This window comes from Xenorhabdus bovienii, assembly GCF_024721015.1.
Lineage (GTDB): Bacteria > Pseudomonadota > Gammaproteobacteria > Enterobacterales > Enterobacteriaceae > Xenorhabdus > Xenorhabdus bovienii.
This window is the reverse complement of record NZ_JANAIF010000043.1, coordinates 1-23,773: the sequence shown is the minus strand read 5'-3', so window position 1 is coordinate 23,773 and position 23,773 is coordinate 1. Positions and strand designations below refer to the sequence as shown.

At 45.5% G+C, this 23,773-nt stretch carries 18 protein-coding genes; 6 read left to right on the top strand and 12 right to left on the bottom strand.

What is annotated here, in order from left to right; all coding sequences use genetic code 11:
• Positions 1-5 precede the first annotated feature (5 nt).
• The 9 genes from icmH to tssB are packed head-to-tail and all read right to left on the bottom strand — an operon-like array spanning position 6 to position 9,258.
• On the bottom strand, positions 6-773 hold the full coding sequence (gene icmH / locus NXS07_RS12365) for a type IVB secretion system protein IcmH/DotU (RefSeq protein WP_038191593.1): 768 nt from the start codon (positions 771-773) through the stop codon (positions 6-8).
• A gap of 2 nt (positions 774-775) precedes the next feature.
• Positions 776-2,128 (bottom strand): type VI secretion system baseplate subunit TssK, encoded by a 1,353-nt coding sequence (gene tssK, locus NXS07_RS12360; RefSeq protein WP_038189826.1) that lies wholly within the window; start codon positions 2,126-2,128, stop codon positions 776-778.
• 2 nt (positions 2,129-2,130) lie between these two features.
• Positions 2,131-2,685 (bottom strand): type VI secretion system lipoprotein TssJ, encoded by a 555-nt coding sequence (tssJ, locus tag NXS07_RS12355; protein ID WP_038191591.1) that lies wholly within the window; start codon positions 2,683-2,685, stop codon positions 2,131-2,133.
• On the bottom strand, positions 2,669-3,964 hold the full coding sequence (tagH, locus tag NXS07_RS12350; RefSeq protein ID WP_038191589.1) for a type VI secretion system-associated FHA domain protein TagH: 1,296 nt from the start codon (positions 3,962-3,964) through the stop codon (positions 2,669-2,671). The genes tssJ and tagH overlap by 17 nt, the downstream gene beginning before the upstream one ends.
• 5 nt (positions 3,965-3,969) lie before the next feature.
• Complete coding sequence (gene tssG / locus NXS07_RS12345; protein ID WP_038206886.1) at positions 3,970-5,022, bottom strand: type VI secretion system baseplate subunit TssG; 1,053 nt, start codon at positions 5,020-5,022, stop codon at positions 3,970-3,972.
• Positions 4,986-6,818, bottom strand: a complete 1,833-nt coding sequence (tssF, locus tag NXS07_RS12340) for a type VI secretion system baseplate subunit TssF (RefSeq protein ID WP_038206883.1) — start codon at positions 6,816-6,818, stop codon at positions 4,986-4,988. The genes tssG and tssF overlap by 37 nt, the downstream gene beginning before the upstream one ends.
• On the bottom strand, positions 6,819-7,259 hold the full coding sequence (gene tssE / locus NXS07_RS12335) for a type VI secretion system baseplate subunit TssE (protein WP_012986878.1): 441 nt from the start codon (positions 7,257-7,259) through the stop codon (positions 6,819-6,821). It abuts the gene before it with no gap.
• A 2-nt stretch (positions 7,260-7,261) separates the two neighbouring features.
• On the bottom strand, positions 7,262-8,740 hold the full coding sequence (gene tssC / locus NXS07_RS12330) for a type VI secretion system contractile sheath large subunit (RefSeq protein WP_012986877.1): 1,479 nt from the start codon (positions 8,738-8,740) through the stop codon (positions 7,262-7,264).
• A 20-nt stretch (positions 8,741-8,760) separates the two neighbouring features.
• Entirely contained in the window at positions 8,761-9,258 is a 498-nt protein-coding gene (gene tssB, locus NXS07_RS12325) for a type VI secretion system contractile sheath small subunit (RefSeq protein WP_038206880.1), read from the bottom strand.
• Positions 9,259-10,178: 920 nt separating this feature from the next.
• Here tssB and NXS07_RS12320 point away from each other — a divergent pair.
• From NXS07_RS12320 to NXS07_RS12300, 5 genes are all read left to right on the top strand, one after another.
• Entirely contained in the window at positions 10,179-10,697 is a 519-nt protein-coding gene (locus NXS07_RS12320; protein ID WP_012986874.1) for an Hcp family type VI secretion system effector, read from the top strand.
• A gap of 727 nt (positions 10,698-11,424) precedes the next feature.
• Positions 11,425-13,095, top strand: a complete 1,671-nt coding sequence (locus tag NXS07_RS12315; protein ID WP_258086841.1) for a ShlB/FhaC/HecB family hemolysin secretion/activation protein — start codon at positions 11,425-11,427, stop codon at positions 13,093-13,095.
• 99 nt (positions 13,096-13,194) lie between these two features.
• Positions 13,195-17,643, top strand: coding sequence for a hemagglutinin repeat-containing protein (locus tag NXS07_RS12310; protein ID WP_258086840.1), 4,449 nt, complete (start codon positions 13,195-13,197; stop codon positions 17,641-17,643).
• Positions 17,644-17,895: 252 nt separating this feature from the next.
• On the top strand, positions 17,896-18,870 hold the full coding sequence (gene yhjD, locus NXS07_RS12305; RefSeq protein WP_038206871.1) for an inner membrane protein YhjD: 975 nt from the start codon (positions 17,896-17,898) through the stop codon (positions 18,868-18,870).
• A 29-nt stretch (positions 18,871-18,899) separates the two neighbouring features.
• Entirely contained in the window at positions 18,900-19,106 is a 207-nt protein-coding gene (locus NXS07_RS12300) for a 2-hydroxymuconate tautomerase family protein (protein ID WP_038206868.1), read from the top strand.
• A gap of 89 nt (positions 19,107-19,195) precedes the next feature.
• Here the strand turns inward: NXS07_RS12300 and NXS07_RS12295 are convergent, their stop codons facing one another.
• Complete coding sequence (locus NXS07_RS12295) at positions 19,196-19,600, bottom strand: hypothetical protein (protein WP_038215395.1); 405 nt, start codon at positions 19,598-19,600, stop codon at positions 19,196-19,198.
• Positions 19,597-20,946, bottom strand: a complete 1,350-nt coding sequence (locus NXS07_RS12290; RefSeq protein WP_038206862.1) for an MFS transporter — start codon at positions 20,944-20,946, stop codon at positions 19,597-19,599. Before NXS07_RS12290 ends, NXS07_RS12295 begins: the two co-directional genes overlap by 4 nt.
• 89 nt (positions 20,947-21,035) lie before the next feature.
• Here NXS07_RS12290 and NXS07_RS12285 point away from each other — a divergent pair, with 89 nt between their 5' ends.
• On the top strand, positions 21,036-21,923 hold the full coding sequence (locus NXS07_RS12285; protein ID WP_258086839.1) for a LysR family transcriptional regulator: 888 nt from the start codon (positions 21,036-21,038) through the stop codon (positions 21,921-21,923).
• 180 nt (positions 21,924-22,103) lie between these two features.
• Here the strand turns inward: NXS07_RS12285 and NXS07_RS12280 are convergent, their stop codons facing one another.
• Positions 22,104-23,588, bottom strand: coding sequence for a M16 family metallopeptidase (locus tag NXS07_RS12280; RefSeq protein WP_258086838.1), 1,485 nt, complete (start codon positions 23,586-23,588; stop codon positions 22,104-22,106).
• Between the last annotated feature and the right edge of the window lie 185 nt (positions 23,589-23,773).

The window sequence follows — 23,773 nt, the reverse complement described above, 5'->3', positions numbered from 1 at the left end:
ACTTCCTATCTCAATAAGTTACTTAGCTGCTTTAATATGTCTTGGGTTTGATCACCGAGGCGGATGGCATAGAAACTGTAAATAGCAGCCAGCAAACCTACACTTATCCAAAACAGGTGCTTGATGGTCCAACGTCTGCTCAGGCGATAACGCTCATCACGCTCGTTGATATCGACATATAGCGTGGTCGGCGGAGCTTCTCCACGCAGTGAGTGAAGCTGTTGCTGCAAGCGACGGAACAGGCGATCAAAGTCATCGCTTTTCTGGGTGCTGACTTTGTAACGTCCGCGATAACCCAGACAGAGGCAGAGATAAATGAACTCCAGCAGGTGCTGGTAGCGCTGTGCCTCCCCCATCAGGCGTTCGAGCAATACAAAGACTTTTTCGCCGCCCCAGGTTTCATTGTGGAAGTGAACCAGCAACGATTGCTTTAACCAGCCATTCTGACTGTTCCAGCCGTGCCCCAACGCGGTTTCATCAATGAAGGTGCATAGTACGTAACGGAATGAAACAATCGCGCCGGGTTCATAACCCTTGGTTTGCAGAAACTGCTCAATGGCTCGAATGTCAGTAACAACCTGTTGGTAAAGCTTATCTGGCAGTGCCTGATCACTCATATCCTGCAAACGCAGAACCATCCCCAGTAAGGGGGTGGCCGCATCGATCATCGGGTTGAGGCTTTCACCACGCAACGGTAGCTGATACTGGCGCTGAAACGTTTTCAGCGTCTCAGACTTTTCCAGTGACGGACTGCCAACATTGATATCACTCATGATTATTCCTTACCGCCCCTGATAGCCCAGAGCTGCATATCTAAGTCAGGGAAATCCCCTGATACGTGGAATGCGATGGAATTCCCCTGCTGGATCTCTTTCCATGCCGGACTCTTCTGATCCAGACGGAAGTAGGTGTATCCAGAGTGATACGGCAACTGACGGGGAGCCGCGGACAATGCAATCAGTGGCACACCCGGTAACTGAACGCTGACCAGATCGCGGATTTTTTCCATCGAGGTGACTTTGGTTTGCTGCACGAACTGACGACGTAACTGCTCCTGTGGCGTACTTGCGCTGATAGCCAGTACGAATTCGGCTTTGCGCAGCAGATCGTTGTCGTGGAGCGTCGCCACGCGGATACCACCTTCGTTCTGTTTCAGGACAATTGACGTTGCACGCGGTGTCAGAACCACGTTCAGTGCATCACGAATGGCGTGCATCGCGTCCTGGAAGGTATCCGTCAGGTTATTGTGGTCATACGCCAGCACATTCCCCGGCAAGCGACTCGCATCGGTGAAGGTTCTCAGCTCACCGCAGGTCTGGAGCAGTTGGGTATATAAATGCAGCGGGTGCAGGACGGTCTGTTTTGCGTAATGGTTGAACAGAGGTTGCACGCGGTTCAACAACTGAAGCATCATGAACTCCGCAACATCCGCAACGCCCTGCTGACCCGGCGAACCAATGCGTTTGGCCAGTGTTCTTGAGCGTTCAGTCAACAGGCCGTCGATTTCCACCATAAAACGTCTTAACTTGTCAGCGACAAAGATAGACAGACAGGTCGGGATAAATTCGCTATCCAGAACGATAGTGCCATCCTTCTGTTTTTCTTTGATGCGGCACAGCGGGATAGCCGTGTAAGCACTCATGTCTTCGGAGCCTTGCATCAGAACCGGCGTCAATTGCGCAAGGTTCAGGGCAAAGGAATCGCCGCCCTTAGTATGCAGGTCACGGACATCGCTCGGCAGTTCCCGATAACGTACTGCGCTTTGAATTTCCGCTTCTTTGTCAGCAATTTCCCGAATGGTATCGCTGGACATTGGCAATGCTAGATAGATGTCTTTGCTTTTCAGGTCATTGACGCTTTCGATGTCCAGCGGTTTTGGCAGCAGATCTTGGCTGGGCGCAGAGAATATCGTGCCATCCTGCATGATGCCGCTGGCTTCGGTAATGCCGATGCGCCCTAAATTGAGCAGATCCTGATTGATGCTCAGAGAGCTGAAACCGTGACCATAAGCAGCCAACACCGATACGAGGCTATGAGCCAGATAATCATTGTGTTTTTGTTGTTGTTGAAAATGTTGTGGCTTGATGAACAATCCTTCGTGCCAAATCACCCGATTTTTGCCTGGCATGACTACTCCTCCTCTTTTCTAAGTTCGACGTCGTTATTTCTGACATGCACCAAGATGTTGTAATGGCGGCCGATGTCTTTTACTCGGATGATCTTTTTCCATTCAGATTGATTTGCATCTGCATAGTGAACGATGACACCGATGTAACGGTTATTCTTTTCCAATATCAGCGTTGACAGGGGCTTGTATTGCCCCGGCAATAGCGTGTAATCCTGATGATCGATATAATTTTTCCCCAATGCCTTTTCGAGTTTGTCGCTTTCAAGCTGATCATAATCAGCAGCCAAAAAACGCGAATCTTCACTGAGATAAACCAGATTCATTTCAACAGGAGCCGCTTCACCACTTTCATTGGGGTTGATGTTCGGTTCGGCCAATAACGTAATGTTGGCAACAGAAGCCTGTTCATCCGGTTTTCCTACTGGTGTGGAAGGGTCCCAGATCACTTGACCGACTTTCTTTGTTGCGTTCCATGCACCGCTACAGCCATTCAGCAACATCGCTGACAACAATAAAATCCCTACAGCCCATACACGATGACTAGCGGAATGTTTCATTGCTGGAGTCCTCTAAGCCCTGACGCAGTGCGCGGTCATAAGCCTGCTCATACACCTCACGGAATAGCTTTTCAAACCCCTGCTGGCGGCTGGAAGCTAATTCACGGTAATAGTTGGTGTACATTTCCCACGCCCAAGCCGCGTCTTTGTTCCTGACTTCGTTGCTGCGACGGTAATGTGAGAAGCGACGGAGCAATTGATCAGGGGAGAAGGCTTCCAGCATGGTGTCCAATGCTGCCGAAATGGCTTCCCGATTGGCCTGATAATGCAATTGCAGGTTATGCAGACTTTCCGAGACGGCGGCGGGTGCAGACAAGTGAACCGGGCTTTTCTGATCCGAGAACATCACCTGCATGGTGGTGTCATAATCCATATTCAGGCGCAGTGGGTTATCTTCGATGGGGCGAAGTTGTTTATCACGCAGCCCATGCTGTTCACGCTGGAGAGCCAATAACCCTTCAATGGCGGCTTTCATGGTTTTGCCCATCTCTTGCAGAAAATCGTTAGCCTGCTGGCTGTCATGCAGAGGTAACTGTGCATCTAACCCACGCATAAGAGGGGTAATGGCAACATGATCAACATCCATATCTGCGTACTGCCGATCGGAAGTGATACCCGGTAAATCAAGGAACTCCTGATCCATAACACTGCCTCGGTTATCAGAAATAGGGTTAGCAAACGGGGGGGTTTGGAAATGATCCGGCGGCAAAAGCTGCTCAGTATCATTGGCTTCAACCTGCTGCTTCAGCGTGGTCAGGCTTTCGCTATCGAGTACCCTGAGCGGGTCATCGCTGAAACTATGCTGGATCGTCGGAGCAATGCTGTTATCGTCGGCAAACACGGCTTTTTGTGCTACTGCGCCTTCCATCATGGCATCCAGCGGGTTGCTGTAACTGGACACCAAGGATTCAGGTGATACCGTCGAAGGATCAACACGATCTGCATCAGAAAAACTGATGTGGATCTTAATGGACAGATTACCTGCCTTTATCTGATCCCCCTGCTGCAAACGGATCAAACTTGACTGAGACGTTAATGCGGCATTGTTGATCTGCACAGGTTCTGCGAGTACTTGCAGACAGAATGCACCATCCCGCCACTGAACGGAGAATTGTGATGGATGAATATTTCCCTGCTGATCCTGAACAGACCACAGGTGACTTTCACTGCTACCGACCGTACCACCCTGTGCCGAAAACAGGCAACTGGCGGATCTGCCACTTTCCAGTTGCTCACTGTTGAGAACCCGCAATGAAAGCGTTGGTTGTTGTTTTTCCATAGTCGTTATTCCATAACTGAAATTGTGACAAAGGGTTTCTTTTCCGGTTCGCCGAGAAAACTAGTCCACCCCAGATGGTTATTCTGCTGCGCCCCTAATACCATGCCGCTGACCTGATTTTCTGCCAGACCAAGGCGCAGTTCCCATGCAAATTGACTGCGCATGACGAAAGAAATAAACATCACCAATGGGGCATAATTCTTTCCATCCGGCAGGAATGACAGGAACCGATCACGGGTCAGATTATTGATGCTGAGAAGGAACTTCCCGCTGTAATCGCCGACCCATGAACCAATGGTGAAATTCTGCCCCAGCATGGACAGTTTAGAGTCACCGATTACCTGTCCTTTCCTTTCGCTTCCCAAGCGGTTCTGCTGATCAAGGGGAATGGTGACCTTTCTGAATTGCCAGCCGTGCAGGGTGACATCCTGTAAATCAAAACAGTGGGAAACCAAACTGCATATCACTTCCGGCGAACGGCCAGGGCTTGCCAGCAGCCCTGCATAGGCCAGCATTTTGCTGTGATTAATGTTCAGCATCCGGCGGTTGACATCGCTCCCCAGACCCACAAGGGAAAACATGCGCTGAGAAAAGTGATCTTCTCCCCCCTTCTTAAAGCAGACGTAATAGCGATATTTCCGCCAGATCTGATGCAGAAGCGTGATTAAGCGATGGTTAAACAGGTTGAGAAAATCCGTCAGTCGGTTTTCGTTCTGCGCTTCTTCCCAAGCCAGCGAATCGAGATAGTAACCTGGCATCGGGGACTGACTGCCGTGTAGCCCCATAAAGGAGACTTCCAGCTCAAAATAACCCCGTCTGGCCTGCGAGAGTGAGATCACGTCACGAGTCGGAAATGCCAGACTCGCACTGGCTCTGAAACGAACAGACTCACGATCAGGACGATCTGTCTCTCCCGTTTTTTCCCACGCTACCGCCAGCTGATTGAGCAGCTCAACCAACTGATAAAAGTTGTACTGTGAGATGTCCAATGCCAAGGGTGTGGCAGGATCTTGCTCAGTGATTACATCAATGAGTGTTGACCTATCTGTACCGGCCATTCATAACACTCCTGATTATCTAAATTGATTACCTTCAACATATGAAAAGCGTTGACGCTGGCATACAGTGAGAAAAACCGTGACAAAATCGTACTGAACAGATAAAGCTCGCCTTCTGAGCTGAATGCCTGTTGCCGGATATACAGTGTAGAGCGCAGGCCGCGAACGGGCTGCCCACGGAACAGGCGATCTGTCGGCTCTGTCTCGATCTTTTCAATGGCATCAAGCCGTTTCTGCGATGACCGTTTGGACTGTCGGTTATGGATGCTGGGGAAATCATAGGTACGCAGTACCTGCTTCAGCGCGTCCTTATCCAGCAATGACATATAGTTCAGCGACATGTTTGACAGCAGCGACCAGTGCAGACCGCCATCCAGCAGAGGATAGAGTGGCACTGACGGGCGCGTGATATTGCGGAATGTCGCAAATGTCGGGCTACCGATGGATGGGTAATTAATGTCGCCAACACGCAACTGCAACGGCAATTCACGGTTAGTACACGTCAAACTGATAGAAACATTTTCTTTTAGTTTGAGTCTGAGCAGATCCGATTCATCTCCCCGTACAAATGAGATGAAATGTTCCAGCCCCCGGCGGAAAGGTGATTCTTTCACCCGAAGGCGGTAATAACGCATTGAGCGTTCATCTTCGTCATCAATCTGGTGATTGAAACTTTCGAACGGTGTATAGACGCGCTCGCCGATACGTGCCCGACTGCGTTCGCCATTTTCACCCGCCAACCAGCTTTCAACGCCATCGACGGAAAAAATATCGTAGTTATCGGGAAGGCTATAACTGGCTTTTAATGGATATTCAGTCTGGCTGCCATTGAGTTCAATGGCTTCACTGTCCATCGGAAACAGGTTGATGGCTGGTGTACAATGCAGACGGAAAGTATCATGCCGAATCTTGGCTTCTGGTGGTAATGCCTGAGAAAAATGTAAATTCAGTTTGAAATCTTTGGTCTTGAGATCTTTAGGCAACGTTGGGAAACCCTTCACATCAAAAAACAGGAAGCTCTCCGCAAAGCAGAAATATTCCTGCAAAATGCGATATCCCATGTAAGCGTTTTTGGGGTACGGCAACAGGGCATCTTCCCGTTCAAACCCAACCGGCACAAAATCAAAATCCGGTAGTGGGATTACCTTATCGCCAACCACCAGTTCTGCTTTTCTGAAGTAATAACAGAGCCAGAAGTAAAGCTGAGAAGTGGTATAGTCATCACCGCTCAGGTAAAAACGCAGTTTGTCCAGTTCCAGTTCATGCAGGTTCAGTTCAGTTTTCGACGCAAAATTCAGGCCGATGATGCCTTGCTCATTACTGTTATTGACGGAAATGTCTTGGATGGAGAGAGGGAAAAGCCAGACATCACGACACAGCGTAAAAGTACAGCGGCTTTGTTCGTCTCTTTTACCACCCGATTTTTCGTTCGAATAAATATCATCATGAGTTGACAGCGTGTTACTCATAATCTGTGTGCCACGCTTGACCGGTGTCGCTTTCGTTACGACGCTCTCATCGGGCGTGTACTCGATGATAGTCATACTGGGAGTCGGACGCAGGTAATTAGGCCAAAGCATATTGAGCAGGCCGTGAGTCAGTTCGGGGAACTGATCATCAATCTTTGCCCGTAGATTGCCAGTCAGGAATGCAAAACCTTCAAGCAAACGCTCAACGTCGGGGTCAGAACCTTGTTCAGACAGAAATGCGGCAAGATGAGGACGTTCAACTGCGGCTTCTTTCCCCAGTTGTCGCAGATAGTTCAACTCATCTCTGAAATATTTTTCAAATGACATTTATTGAGTTCGCTCCAGGCAATAGCGCCGGTTGTTATCCAACTGAATGCTGAATTCCACAATATCGTTGATATCATCCAACAAGATTTCAGCGCTGATGTGAAAGCTCAACAACAACGGATCTGAATCATCGTTGATGGCGCTGACGGAAACCGCTGATATTCTGGGCTCATAATTTCTGATGCACTCTTCTATCGCCCACTCGATGCTTTGCTTAAAATCCACCGATGTCGCCGTCGCGTCATTGAGATCAATGACACCCAGATCAATCGCACTCTGACAGGCACCAGGACGAGAATTCAGCACTTCCTTCAGATGCTTCTTTATAGAATCAAGCAGTGAACGCATCCTTGACTGACGGGAAGAGCCGGAGCCCTTCCCTTGAATGCGCTCGAACAGACTGGCAGAGCTGCCCCTATTCCAACTGTACAGCGCAGCCATAATTATTCCTTATCCAAACGTCCAACCAGTGACAGTTCGAAGCTTGCACCCATGTATTTAAAGTGTGGGCGAACTTGCATAGCCACCTGATACCAACCTGGATCGCCTTCAACATCCAGTACCTTGATTTCAGCTGCACGCAGCGGACGACGGCTACGAACATCAGTTGGCGGATTTTCCTGATCAGCAATGTACTGTTTCAGCCACATATTCAGTTCACGCTCCAGATCCTGACGCTCTTTCCAAGAGCCGATCTGTTCACGCTGCAACACTTTGATGTAGTGAGCCAGACGGTTGATGATGAACATGTATGGAAGCTGCGTACCCAACTTGTAGTTGGTTTCCGCAATCTTACCCTCACGGGTATTCGGGAAAACTTTTGGCTTCTGAACTGAGTTTGCAGAGAAGAATGCGGCGTTATCGCTGCCTTTACGCATGGTCAGTGTAATAAAGCCTTCTTCTGCCAGTTCGAATTCACGACGGTCAGTGATCAGAACTTCAGTTGGGATTTTAGCCTGCACCTGACCCATTGCTTCATACAGATGCACAGGCAGATCGCTCACCGTACCGCCGCTCTGTGGACCGATGATGTTTGGACACCAGCGATATTTAGCAAAGCTGTCTGTCAGGCAACTCGCCATCAGATAAGCCGTGTTACCCCACAGGAAGTGCTCGTGGTCACGGCTGACATTTTCCTGATAGTTGAAGTTTTTGATTGGATTTTCAACGCTGGAATAAGGCAGACGCAACAGGAAACGGGGTGCTGTCAGACCCAGATAGCGAGAATCTTCAGATTCGCGCAATGCACGCCATTTAGTATGTGAAGGGCCTTCGAAGACGGACTTCAGATCTTTGATGGCTGGCAGGTCGGTAAAGCTGTTAACACCAAAGAACTCAGGTGAAACAGAAGAAAGGAATGGTGAGTGAGCCATTGCACCGACAGCACTGACGTATTGCATCAGTTTGATGTCAGGTGAGGAGTTGGTGAATGCATAGTTACCGATGACGGCAGCAACAGGTTCACCACCGAACTGACCGTAACCTGTAGAGTAGACGTGTTTGTAGAAACCAGACTGAATGATTTCAGGCGAAAATTCAAAATCTTCCAGCATTTCATCTTTAGTAGCATGAATGATGTTGATTTTGATGTTTTCACGGAAATCAGTGCGATCCACTAGAATTTTCAGTGAACGCCATGAGGATTCCAGCTCCTGAAACGGCTTCGCGTGCATGATTTCATCCATCTGCTCACTCAGCTTTTTATCAAGCTCAACGATCATTTTATCAACGACGAGTTTGTTGATCGGTTCTTCGTTGGCGCCTGTGTCCAGGATACTGCTGATAAACGCGGCGATACCTTGTTTTGCGATATAGTAGCCGTCATTTTCTGGTGTGATCCTTGCCTGAGACATAATTTCATCAAGCAGGGAGGTCGTTGCGCCAGAAGCAAGAGCGGTGCTGTTTTCTTCGTGCTGAGCCATTTAAAAATTCCTTTAACCAGTTATTTTTTATTGACGATTTCAAGTTCTTTCAGGAGTTGCTCACGAACGGATTCATCATCCAGCAGCGACTGCAAGCGAGTACGAAATGCAGGAATATTTCCCAAAGGGCCTTTTAGTGCAACCAATGCCTCACGCAGTTCCAGGAGTTTATTCAACTCAGGCACTTTTTTTGCGATATTATCCGGTGAAAAATCACTCAGTGATTTAATTTCCAGATTCACAGGCATGTCTTCTTCATTTTTTTCATCAAGGCGATTAGGGACGTTAAAAGTCAGATTGATGTTCGCCTCATTCATTACAGCATTGAAGTTGCTCTTATTGACTGAAACTGTTTGCCGTTCTTCAATTGGCGTGTCTTCCTTCTTTCCTTTCAAGTCACCGACAACCAGAAGATTCAGAGGTAATTCGACTTCTGCAGTCTGGTCACCCGTATTCGGAACATACTTAATATTAATTCTTTCTTTCGGAGCTACGCTACCTGGACTATTCTTACTCATATTTTAATCCTTTGGCTAATACAACCATGAACTGTCTAACAACCCATTATTGGTGAGAGAATTATTCTAATTTTACCCATATAACAAATACAAAATATCTCCCTAAAAAAAATAGGCTAAGAAAAACAATCGTATTTGTCAGGCACGGATGGATTTTATATCTTCTTATATATAAACACTCAGAAATATCCTATCCAATCGTGGAGGTAACATCGATATGAAAAATCGTCAAGCCCGAGTTTGACATTTTATTTTTTTGATGTAAAGCCTAAACACAAATTGATAACTCCCTCTATTCCAGCTTTTAATATTCCTATGTCAATCTGTAGGAAATTATAAGCGCCTTTTCCTCCTAAAAATAGACAAATATTTGGTTTTACGCTCTGCATGAGTATGCAGGCCAATTACCTATCAATTGTATAAAAGGTAATATTTTTCATTTTTATTAGAATAAAATACAACCAATTATTCATGAATCATAATTACCATCAATAACAATATTTATTTTATTTAGATTAATTATTCGACATTACAATCCGAATTAATCGCATTTTTTGATCCAGTTAACATTTTTCAAATGATCATGAAAAACATTTCATTAAAAAATAAAAAATAGATAAATATCAATCTATTACATTCAACCAAAAAACCAAGCTTATTTATTAACCAGCTAAATAGGTTTGTTTTTTATAAAAACTCAGATATAAATTTCACAACGGCAGTAATTATAAAATTTTTATTTGTCATTGAATTAGAGCTTGTCTTGCAATTTGCAAATTACTTTGCATTACACGATTTCCGCTTTATTATTCGCTCCGAGTGTTCGGCAGCGATAGTTTCATTTAATTAGAGAATGAAACAATCACGCACGGAATGAGCACTTAAACTTATATATTGGTAAAATTTTATAGGATATTCATATGCCAACTCCATGTTATATTTCCATCAATGGGAAAACTCAGGGCAATATTACTGCTGGTGCATTCACTGCTGAATCAGTAGGTAATATCTTCGTTCAAGGTCACGAAGACGAAATGCTGGTTCAAGAATTTGACCACATTGTTACTGTCCCAACTGATCCGCAGTCAGGTCAACCTTCTGGTCAGCGTGCGCATAAGCCATTCCGCTTCACCGTTGCATTGAATAAAGCTGTTCCTCTGCTTTACAACGCACTGGCTTCTGGCGAAATGTTACCTACTGTTGAATTGAAATGGTACCGTACTTCAATCGAAGGTAAACAAGAGCATTTCTTCACGACCAAACTTGAAGATGCAACCATTGTTGACATTGATTGCAAAATGCCACACTGCCAAGATCCATCAAAAGCAGAATTCACCCAATTAATTCGTGTATCTCTTTCTTATCGTAAGATTAATTGGGAACACACTACAGCGGGCACTTCTGGTTCTGATGACTGGCGCGCACCAATTGTTGCTTAATATCTTATTAATTAAGTATTAAGTAATAATCCTTCAGCCAATGAATATTATTCATTGGCTGAATAAATTAAAGCCTTATTATTTACACCATCAATTCCTTTTAATTCTTCTTTTTCTTTTTCATATTTGTTTCTTTGATTTTTTCTAAATGTCAGATTTTTATATAGTGATTATTTTTATGCTGAACAGAGATGCATAAATACATGATTACGTACGTAACCAATCTGACTGATGCTACCGTGTTGATATTGCCTTACGGCAGCACTCACTTTTGCATGACGATTTATTGAACAAATCGCACCAAAACCGCATATAAAATTCTGGCCTCAAATTTTTCTAAAATCCACGCTGAATTCATTGAACACGGTGATATGTCAACTCCTTCCCCTAACCTGTAATCAAAGTGACATAAGTAAAATTTTTAAATTAAAAATACAGAGTAATAAAAGAACTTTGTTGTTTTATCGCTATCCTACTGAAATTTTAATTAAGCACGAATTACATTTGACTTAACCCTTAACAATAAGATAGGACATAACCAAAACGAGTCATAATAAATCATTAAGATAAATATATAACTACAAACCATAAGTTTGGGCAAAATACACACATTAATCAGAGCAAAATAAAATATTTTCTATGCTTTAATATTTAATTAACAAACCATATTTAAACCTAATCTAACACTGTACGTTTTCGGATCAACCATTGTCATTTGGGTATTCCCATGATTAAAAAGACGGCAATTTTTATCTTATTATGTACCGCCCTTCAGGTAAAAGCGTCACCTGAAGAACTCAATGTCATATTACCGACAGATGAGACAAGAAGGACTTTACAGGACAGTTCAAGGGAAATAGACCAGTTAATTGAGCAACGCCGTCACCAAGGATTAATCAATCGTTCCGGTGCCCTTTCGCCTCAGACTGTCTCTCCAGTACTGGTAGAAGCACCAGCATGTCTGGATATCCGCAGCGTTTATCTCCAAGGCATTACGCTGCTGACTCTGACAGATCTGAATACACTCAGCGCATTGCCTGACAACTGTATTACCAGCAATGACATCAATAAACTGTCAGCAGAAATCACTAACCTCTATATTGCCAAGGGCTATATTACGGCGCGGGTGCAATTTATTCCTCCCAGCCATCATGGGGAATTGGGAATTAATGTTGTCGAAGGTTTTATCGAGGCCATCGAAGGTGGTAATCGCTGGATCAATAGCCAGATGCTATTTCCTCATCTGACGAATAAACCACTGAATCTTGATCAGCTTGACCAAGGACTGGATCAGGCAAATCGTCTGCAATCAAATAAAACAACGCTCGATATCTTACCCGGTACGGTCAGTGGCGGCTCGGTCATCAGGCTAAGTAACCAACATTCCACCCCGTGGAAAATATCCGCGACAACCGATAACTACGGGCAAAAAAGCACAGGAAAATGGATAAGCCGACTGAATGCCAGCATCGACAGCCCATTGGGGTTGTCCGACTTTATCAGTCTCAGCGGCATCAGTACCGTCGATAACCCCGACACCCAATATAATCGGGCTGCTACTCTGTTCTATTCACTTCCTTACGGTGCTGCGACTTTCAGCGGTTTTACCAGCTATTCCCGATATACCAGCCATCCAAAGCTACAAAATAATGTGCACAAACTGCATGGGAATTCACAGCAGTCGGGTATGCGTATGGATTGGGTATTCCACCGCAATCAATCGCAAATCTCGACGCTGAATACCCAGCTTGTTTACAAGAATTTCAACAACTATTTCGATAGCGCCAAACTCAGTCACAGCAGTCAAACATTAACCGTGTTTTCACTGGGAATAAGCCACTTACAAATCATTGCGAATGGCCTTATCACTTTTGACACGGGCATTGAACAGGGAACACCGTGGTTCAGTGCTCAAACCTCAACAGACAACTTGAATAAGCAATTTACCAAAGGAAAGTTATCCGTAAATTTACAGCAGCGCTTCAGGCTATTTGATATGTCCTACCGGCTCAATAACCAATTTTATACCCAGTACAGCCCAAACGGACTGCCCGGTGTTGAATGGCTCAATATCACCGACCGCAATGCAGTACGAGGATTCAGTAAAAATACATTATCCGGTGATAACGGCTGGTATCTGAGAAATACCTTATCCCACTCAATACCGATACTCAAAGGTTCTCTTAACCTGCGGGCGGGAGTGGATGTCGGACGGGTTAAAGGCTATCGGAGTCAGGATGGCTGGCAAACTAGTGCTGGATTAAGTACTGGCTTGACATTGCGCTATCAGCGCCTGCTTGCCGATGTCGAGGTCAGTCGAGGCAAATTATTATCCCATCAAAATAGAGACAAGGATGAGTCCATGCAACTGTTAACACGCGTTTCTTACACCTTTTAATTTTTGTAGCAATTAGCATTTTTTAACCGTAGTCAACTTAGGATTTTACTCTCAGGGGGCTGCACATGGCAATAAAAGAAAGTCAATAAAGGTAATACTATGCAAGAAAAAAAATTCAAGTTATCTCCTACGGGAAAACTTGCCGCATCCATGGCAATTATTCTGACAACCTGTTCAGTCAGTTTTGCCAACGGTATTACTCCCGGAGGTGATGCAGAACACCGCCCTGATGTCATGCTGGCGGATACAGGGGCTACGGTAGTCAATATCGTGGCACCTTCTGACTCAGGGCTATCACATAACCAATATGAGGATTTCAACGTCAATCAGATGGGGGCAGTATTAAATAACTCATTGATCGAGGGATCATCAGAATTAGCCAGCCATTTATCTGCTAACAGCAATCTGAATGGGCAGGCAGCCAGTGTGATTTTAAATGAAGTCATCAGCCGTAACCCTTCATTCTTGCTCGGCCAACAAGAAATTTTCGGGATAGCCGCCGATTATGTGCTGGCAAACCCCAATGGTATCACCTGCAACGGTTGCGGTTTTATCAATACCAATCAGGCCTCTCTGGTCGTCGGTAATCCGTTAGTTGAAAATGGCGTCCTGCAAGGGTTCAATACTTTTAACAACCAAAATGCGCTGAGTATCAAAAACAATGGCTTGTCACATACTGACGTTCTGAACTTTATTGCCCCCAAAATTGATAGTCATGGTCGGGAAATCACCGCTAAAACGATCAATATCACGACAGGTAATAACCAGATTTCAGCCGATGGAAAAATTCTGGCATCACAACAAGCGGACGTTGGTGTGCTCGACAGCTATTACCTCGGCAGTATGCAGGCAGGACGTATTCGTCTGCTGAATACCGCAGAAGGAAGCGGCGTCAATCTGCAAGGCAAGGTGACGGCCAGTGACAGTATTGATATTAAGTCTTACGGGGATGTGAAGTTGCAGGCCGCTAATCTGAAAGGCGGGGATATCACATTGCAAGGCAACAATGTCCTGTCTCAAGGACGCCTCAATCAATCCTCATCAGACAAAGACGGCAGTGACAACCACCAAGACAGTTTCAGCGGTCTTTATGTCCAACAGAAGCAAATCAGCGAGTCCATTGCCCGTACCCAATTGGAAGGCAAGAATATTACGCTGGTGGCCAAGCAGAATAATCGCGTTATGGCAACCGATATTGTAGGGGATAATGTCGAGCTGGCCGGTGCTGATCTAAAACTGGGTGGACAGCAACTCCACCAGTTTACCCGCGACACCAAAAATAAATGGGTATTATCCTGGCAGTACGATGTGACCAAAGAGAGTGACAAATACCATCATGAAGGCAATACCATCAAGGCGCATGAAAATGTCCACCTGACGGCCAGCGAAGGTAATGCAGAAGTGCTTGGCAGTAAAATCAGCGCTGGCAATAAACTGTCCGTATCCGCCCAGAAAGATGTGAAACTGGCAGGTCTGCTGGAATCAGAAGTGACTGCCGAGAAAGGCTATAAGAAGAACCACACTGTTGGTTTGCAGACCGGAAACTGGAACAAAAACCATACCGCCCAGAGAAGCATCGGCAGTGAATTGAATGCAGGGGGAGATTTAGGCATCAATGCCGGAGCAAATGCTGAAATTATCGGTTCTCAGGTCAATTCTGGCAAAAACCTGATTGTTTCTGCCGATCAGCAGGCGAAAATCACGGTTCAATCTCTTGTTGATAATCAAAGCCTTGCCAAGAGTAAGAAATACTGGGGTGGCATTGCGGGCGGCAGTAACAAAGATAACCTCAATAAAGAAGAAACTCATCATACCTCTGATATCAACGCAAACGGACATTTGCTGCTGTCGGGGATGAATGGTGTCACTATTACCGGCAGTAAAGTGAAAGCACAACAGGGAGCTTATGTTGAAGCAAATGATGGGCAATTAATCATTGATAACGCGGTTAACAACTCCTATAAGAAAGTGGATGAAAGAACCGGTACAATATTTAACATTACCAAAAATTCGAACCAAGAACACAATACACAGCAGACCACGTCCAACAGTCAGCTGGTTTCCGATACCGATCTGAAATTACTCAGCAATAAAGATATCAATATCATTGGTAGTCTGGTGAAAAGTGCGGGTGAGCTGCAAGTGAATACATCAGGCAACATCAATGTACTGGCTTATGGTGAGCAGAATAGACATCATCAGGAAAAAACCGATCTAAACTGGCAATATTACGCCCGTGAAGCAGAAGACAAACAGTACCGTGTCGGTATCGGCCTTGAGCACACGCGTGATAGTCAGAAAACCGATGTCACAACGCAGCGTCCATCAGAATTGAACGGTGGCAACCTTACCGTAAATGCAAGCGAAAATGTCACTGTCACTGGCTCCAAATTAGTGACGACACAAGGTGATGCCAAAGTTACAGGGAACAATATCAACTTCCTGACCGGAGAAAACAGGACATCAACCGAGAATTCACAGGTAAAAGGCCGTGGCGGTCTGTTTTTGACCGGTGGTATGGATAGGCTCGGTGGCGGTATTGAAGGGGGTTACGCCAGTAATGGCCAATCCCAAAACCAAACCACTGCAGTGGTATCAAAAACTCAAGTCACCGGCAATCTTGAATTGAATGCGATGGGAGAGTTAAAACAGCAAGGCACTCAGCATCAGGTCAATGGTGCTTACCAGGCCAATGCCGGTAGCAGCAAAAACCTGGCGACAGAAAATACGGAATCAAACTCCACCAATCAGTTGCGGGTGGACGGTGAAATCAGTGGTTCAGCCGATTACAGTGCAACGACTCGTCCGGCAGAAAAAACAGCCAAAGCGGTCAGTGAGAAGAAATTGGATACTTCCATTGCCAAAATTGGCTTACCGAATGCCGGCCTTGAGTTAGCGGCCAAAGGCCGCAGCCATTATACCGGCAATAGCCAGTCAAACGCAGTCGTCACTTCAATCCAGGCGGGTAACGTCAAAGTCACCACTAACGGTGATGCTTACGATCAAGGAACCCAATATCAGGCCAATAAAGGCGACGTGTCACTGACAGCCGGCAGTCATACCAGTGAAGCCGCCTACAATCGTAAAGATAGCCATTCTTCTGACACCACAGGCAACGCCCGCCTGCGCGTTTACACCTCAACTGGCAGTGATATTTCCGTTAATGGCAAAGGTGATGGCAGCTATCAGGCAACCTCCAACAGCAGTGCTAACGCCGTGACCAGCGGAGTACAGGCACAAAACGGTATTGATATCCAAGTGACCAGAGACGCCCGTTACCAAGGCACTACCATGAATGCGGGCAGTGGCAGTACAAACATCAATGCGAAAGAAAATATCCAGTTCGATCAAGCCACCAACCGCAACGAGCAAAACCGTACAGGCCACAATGGAGAAATTTCTCTGACCGTGGGAACCAACCCAGATGGTAAAAATTTCAGTGCCAGCGCTGGCGGTGGTTATAACACTGACCAGCAGAACAGCACGACGGCTCAAACCAGTACCCTCACAGGTGAACAGGGTGTAAACCTGAATGCAGGCAATAATCTGGCACTGAAGGGTTCTGATGTCTCTGGTAAGCAAGTCGATTTAACTGCACAACGTGGGAAAATTGAACTGACTTCCGCCCAGGACACCGTCAACAACAATGGCTGGAATGTTGGTCTCAAGGGCAAAGGGGGGATGTCCAGCAAGGCCCGTAACAATGAAAGCGGGGGTAGCGCAGGAAGTAGCAATGCGGCAACTGACAATTCCACTGACAGCAGTGAGGCTGGCAACAAAATCATCGATAGCAAATATAACATTGGTGGTGAAGTGAAATTCGGTGTCAATCGTCTGGATACAATGACATACCATAACGGCCATGTGTCCGGCGGTAACGTCACGCTGACCAGCGGTGGCGATACTTCACTCAAAGGCACCAATATTACGGCCGATCATGTGACAGGCAATGTAGGTGGCAATTTCAATGTTGAAAGCCTCAAAGACAGCACTCATAGCCTGAATGTCGGCCTGGATGCTGGCTTGGGTTACAGCAAAACGGTCAAAGGAGACGATAAAGCTACACTTCCTGTACCGACTGCCGATAGCAGTTCATCAGAAGCAGCACCTGAAACCACAGCAGCGGATGATAAAAAAGAGGTGCCGGGACTAAAAGACCAGTTGACTGCCGCCTTCAAAGGTTACAGCGGTAAACTGAAAGGCAATTACGATACGCTGGACAGAGAAGCCATTGGTGAGCAGTCCACCCTGACCGGTACTCACGGCGTTAATCTGGATGTCGCAGGAAAAACCTATTTAGTCGGCGGTAAAATTGACAGTGCACAAGGGACGGTATCAATGAATACCCAGCAGATTGGACATCAGTCTGTGACTGGATACGATAAGGGTAGAAATCTCGGTGTTAATCTACCAGATTCCATCGTAGGCCTTACCGGTGCTGCACAAAAAAACATTTTTTCCGGAAAAATTCCTTTCGTAAAAAATGAGAGCCACGATACAGAAATTCCTGCTACCCACAGTGGGATCAAAGGCCATCAATTAGATTAATCAGCGTTTCTTTGATTTTTCCTCAGTACGGTATGCCATGCGGCTACCGTACTTCTATTTCTTAATCATTTATATATCCTTTATTTATCCTTGAGTTCTGCCCATTTAATCACTCTCTTACCCACTGCCACAGACCTATCCGTATCTGTTGCCTTTTCCGTTTTGCCTGTTACTCTTTTTCTACATACCGATTCAGCGCATAGAGTTAACATTGTGAGTAACATCAGGCAAGACCAGATTTAAGGGGATGTAATGCTAAGTGATATTGAAAAGAAGGAACGCTCTAACACGGAAAAAGACAACACACCGTTGCAGAAAGGGCTGGATGGCAGTAAGAAAGCGCTTTCCATGACAATTCGCATTAGTAACTATATCCGACGCATTCCCTTTATTGCCCATTTAATCCGAACTCTCCAACGCTTCAATGATCGGATGGGGAGTCAGTTCGGTGCCGCCATTACCTATTTTTCATTTCTATCTCTGATCCCAATATTGATGCTCTCTTTTGCCACCGCGGGTTTTGTGTTGGCATCCAATCCTGATCTGCTGACAAGGTTAATCAATGGCATTGCCAATAGCATCAGTGACCCGTCATTGGCCAATACGCTGAAAAACAGTGTTGATACCGCAGTGAATCAAAGAACGACGGTTGGATTGACGGGTCTGGCAATCGCACTCTATTCAGGAGTGAACTGGGTAGGCAACTTACGCGAAGCCATCCTCGCCCAATCCCGTGATGTCTGGGAACGTCATCATGCAGAAAAAGAAAAAATCTACTCTCAGTATATCCGCGATTTTTTCTCCCTATTCGGTCTGCTGTTCGCATTGGTGATAACGCTTTCGCTGACCTCTATCGCCGGATCTGCTCAGGCAACCCTCGTTCATGCCCTTGGATTAGAAGGTATTGAATGGCTGCGCCCTGCATGGACACTGATAGGCATGACCATTTCCATTTCTGCCAATTATTTGTTATTTCTGTGGATACTGTGGATCTTGCCCCGGCATCAACCTGAGCGGAAAGCGCTGTTTCAGGGAACATTAATGGCCGCTGTTGGGTTTGAAATCATTAAATACATTATGACGATCATGCTGCCAAGACTTGCCAGTTCGCCTTCTGGCGCCGCCTTCGGCTCGGTCATTGGTTTGATGGCATTTTTCTATTTCTTTGCCCGTCTGACACTGTTTTGTGCTGCATGGATCGCCACCGCAGAGAAGCAATCAGAATAAATCCAAACACACCCAAAAAGGAGTCATGTATGCCATTTGTAAACATCAGAATCACCCGCGAAGGCGCGACTGCCGAGCAGAAGAAGCAATTGATTGAAGGTGCAACCCAGCTGCTGGTGGATGTACTGGGTAAAAACCCGGCGACGACGTTTGTCATTATTGATGAAGTTGAAACGGATAACTGGGGCATTGGCGGCAAAAGTGTAACCGAAGTCAGGGCTACGGCGAAAAAGTAGCCGATGATTGACGGATAGTTTATCGATGTAAAGGGCGAATTTGATCGCCCTTTTTTGGAAAATTTTACTCATTTGGTACTGCGTCATGTTTAAACCACAATCGAGGTTTCATGAAGGTAACGCCATAACGCATTTCCCTCTTTAAATTCAATGATGACAACAGACCAACGTGCTTGTTTTATGTCATTCATGCAATGTGTTTCCCTGTATTGGCATACCACTGTATCGCCAGTATTGACAAGTGTCTTAATTGAATCGATTTCAATCTTTAGACCGGGTTTGTTACCGATATTCTGATGAAACAGCTCACTGACCTGAACAAAAAAAGCAGTATGTCCACGAGTTGTAATCATGCTGAATTCAGGGCTGAAGCAAGAAAGCAGTTTTTCCAGAGACGCAGCACCTTTTTGCTGATCATTGGTAAATACGTCTTCTATCCATTGGTGAAGTTCCATGATGCTTCGATGCGCAATTAATTCTCTTGCGTTGTTCATACAGTCTCCCGACTCTTAGCCAGTTGGCGCAATTTTAACAGGGGCAATAAACCTGAAATTGCTGCAATAATAAACGTGATAGAGTAAGCCGTTGCCGGAGTGGTTTTATGCTGCAATACATTAAAAATCATGGCAAAAATAGTGGCGCCAATACTAAAACATATCTGGCGATTGAGATTCCAGATCGTGCTGGCACGGGATAAATCTTCGCCTTCAAAACCCAGCATCGCCGTAGTTTGCGCGGTATTTGCGCCTATCCCCCCACCGATTCCCATCAAAAGGTATGCCATAATCAGAAGAGGCTGATCCTGAGGGGTATTTACAGTAGCGAGTATGGCAATTCCTGCGGCATGTAAAACGAGACCGGCAAAGAACAAACGTACCGACCCCAACTGGTTATATATTCGACCACAGACTAATATCGCACAGAAGGAACCGGCTGCATAAAAAAGCATCAGTAATCCGGCTTTCTCCGCAGACCAATTCAGTTCTTGTTGTAGATAGAAGATATTGAGCAGGTTCACTCCGGTAAATACACCGGGTACAGCGTAATAGACCCATATTGAAAAACGCATCTGGATGTTGGTCAGAATGTTTAAATCGAGTACCGGATTATTGATGCGGCGGTAATGGCGAACATAAAGTAAAGCAAACAAAATTCCTGTGATAACCAATATGTAAGGCACGAATTTAATGCTTGCTTCAGCATAGAGCGACAAACCAAGCAAAAGAGAAGCCAGCGACAAACTTACCAAAAATAGGCCGCTCAAATCAGGTTTAGGAGCCGTTGTTTTTTCCGTTTTAATCCAGAAAAATGACAACAGTGCTGCGATAAGACTAAAAGGAATATTGCTGAAAAACACCCAATGCCAAGAGAAATGATCTACGATTATCCCCCCCACTCCCGGAGAGACTGCGGGGGCGATTAATGCGACCGCCATAATAATCGTTGAAATCTTTGCTCTTTCGTGTTTTTTAAACAGACTCAAAGTCAGGGCCTGCCCGACAGGAATCAACAATCCTCCACCGAGACCCTGTACAAAACGGAATAGTGCTAGGCTGAGAAAATGCGTCGCCATACCCGCAAAAAACGCGGCTATTGAAAAAATCAACATGGATGCAATCATGATTTGGCGGGTGCCAAACCGACTTGCCAACCAGTTACTTATAGGAATAATGAGAGTTAATCCCAATATGTAACTATTCGCAACCCAGGTTACCGTTGATTCCGAAACTGACAAATTACGTGCGATATCTGGTAAGGCTATAGCTGACATAAAAATGTTGATGCAGTCTATAAAAAAACCAACCAGAAAAATTATTGCAATACGATAACGATAAGTCATTATGCCCTCCACTGCGGAGTTTAGGCTTTCTTGACCCGTTAAGGCTATGAATATAAATTGAACATTCCGTTTAGCTGTAATTAACAATAATGAATAACCAATTAAACCGGATTCAAACCTTTATCGCTGTAGTGGATTGTGGATCATTCACACGGGCAGCAGAACGGCTGTTGATCAGCAAAGCAATGACCAGTATCCACGTTAAGCGGCTGGAAGAGTCATTAAACATACCGTTATTGATTCGTAATTCCAGAGGAGTTGCGCTGACGGAAGCTGGTCAGCTTCTTTACAATGAATTTAGTGAAATCTTTATTAATATTCAGTCCAGCTTAGATAATGTGGCTGAACAGTATCTTTCACTTTCTGGCACCCTACGTATCACATCAACAATCGAGTTCGGTGATCGGTTTCTTCTTCCTCTGATTGGCGAGTTCTGTAAGATACATCCACAACTTAATATCAGCTATAACGCTGGCTCTGCTCTTAATGACCTTATTTCAGACAGGCTGGATTTAGCCATTAGGTTGGGGGTATTGCGAGATTCTTCTCTTAAAAGTCGTAAAATTGCTGACTATAAAATTTATCTGGTGGCATCACCTGACTGGCTTGAAAAAAATAAACTGGAATCAGTCAATGATCTCAGGGGCGTTGATTGGATTGCCAACAGTAATTTGCAAACACCGACCCACTGGGAATTAAGTCACCCCGCCTTACCGTCAATTGATATACGTGCTAAAGCCAGATTCAACACCAACTCTTCGACATCAATAAAAACAATGGCTATTGCAGGGTTCGGTGTGACTGTCTTACCGGAATGGATGATAGAAACCGAGCTGAAATCAGGCAATCTAGTGCAACTTTTTCCTGAGTATTCACTGCCAAAACAGCCTGTAACAATCGTATTCCCAAATGGGCACAAAATTCAGCGCAAATGCAGAGTGTTTATTGATTATCTGGTAGAGAAGATCAAGTTATGATGTTTAGCTATCTCGCCGTAAACCCTCGCCCAATTCGGGAGAGAGTTTTACGGCGAAAGTGAGAAGCACTTTAATCAGGGGTTGCCTGACTCTCAATATAGGCTTTTAAAGTTTCGAGGATTGCGTCGCAATCAGCATCACAAGGTCAAATAACAACCAAACTGTTGTAAAAACCTGAAGCTACTCCGCTCCTTTTTTGATGTCAGCAGCTTGCTTGGTATCAACGGCGGGTGTTTCCGGCACAGGCCCCGGCCGCATAATCTGGTTAAAACCGTTTCTGAGCTGATTCACATTAACGGCCGTTTCATCTTTTGGCTGCACCAGAATAAAGGAGATGTCCTGAGACAACATCTCTTTCAGTTTTTTGTTCAAAAGCTGTGGTGTCAGAGAAGATAAAAACGTCTGTCTTAAGCGCTGGAATTGCTCCGGTGCAATATCTATCACATTATTCTGCTGTGAAATCAGGCGCTGGTTAATCAATAGATCGGTATTTGTACGGGCATAGACCGCAAAGAGCTGTTGCAATTGAAGCCGTTTCTGAGCATACAGTTCATCAAATTGCTCTTGTGGCAGACCATTTTCACGCAATGATGCCAGTTCAGAAGCCAGATAAAGTGTGGATTCTGTCAGATTGCCCGAAGAAGTATCCATATTCAAAAAACAGTTTGCCCGCTGGTACAATATGCGACAATCCAGATCTAACTTCATGTCAGCCTGCTCTTCTTCCCGCCCCAATTGCAGGTAGCGATAAAGCGCTTCACGAGCCAAATCGTTTAACCAATACTGAAACAGGGTCTGCGAATCATTAATCGGTTGCCAGTTCAGGTTCCAGACTAAAGACAACCGATCTTGTTGAGCTTTATCACTGACTACGCCAAGCGTTTCTGATTTCAGCGGCAACAACGTCGCAACGGCTACCGGTGTCTGCCGTTTTCCTTTCAATGGCGAGAACGCCTGATTAATGCGCTCTGACAGTACCCGGCTGTCAACATGACCAGCAACATACAGAGTCATCGCATCTGGCGTGTACCATTGCCGATAAAATGCTTCAACTTTTTTGACATCTACAGGCACTGATACGCTCGCACCCGGATCATGATCGAGCAATGTCGAGCCTTGCAGCCGCATCCGCCACACAGGATCTTGTATATCTGCAGGTAAAGTCGCGACGGAATGATCGGTCGCTTTCATGGCCTGTGCCAAAGTCTCTGGCGTAAAAACCGCACCACCCGCAATATCCGACAGCCATACCAGCGCATCTTTCAGTAAATCAGGGCGGTTATTTGGTAGGCTGAGGCTATAGAGCGTGAAATCATATGAAACAATGGCAGGAGGAAGGGGATTTTTGCTATCAATCGCGTTGCGCCACAGATTTTCCAGTTTTTGCGATGACAAATCTTTGCTGCTGAACAATACGACTTTGGGAATGAGGTAGGTGTAGCCTTGTTGTTGCGTTTTCTCTGCCAGTGAACCGGTTTTCACGATTAAACGCAGTTGTATCCTGTCATTGGGACGCTGTGGAGTTTGCAGGGCTTGCCAACTGAACCCATTTTCAAGTTTACCTTGTTGCCAAGCCGGATCAGGCTGTAAGGTCTCTGCCTGTGCTAAATAAGACGTAGCCAGAATGGCGCCACCAATAAGATACCCGATTTTCTTGCCCTGCATTCTCACTTACCCCTACCTATTTAGTTTTATCCTTGTTATCCCTGGCTTCACCTGCCACAGTTTAACTATTCATGCCAAACCATTAATACCCAGATAGATTATCTCTACTAGGGACTGTTGATGTTTTATGTTCATAAATCAATCAGCCCACATTGGTAACCAAACGAGAGTAAATGCCAGTGCTA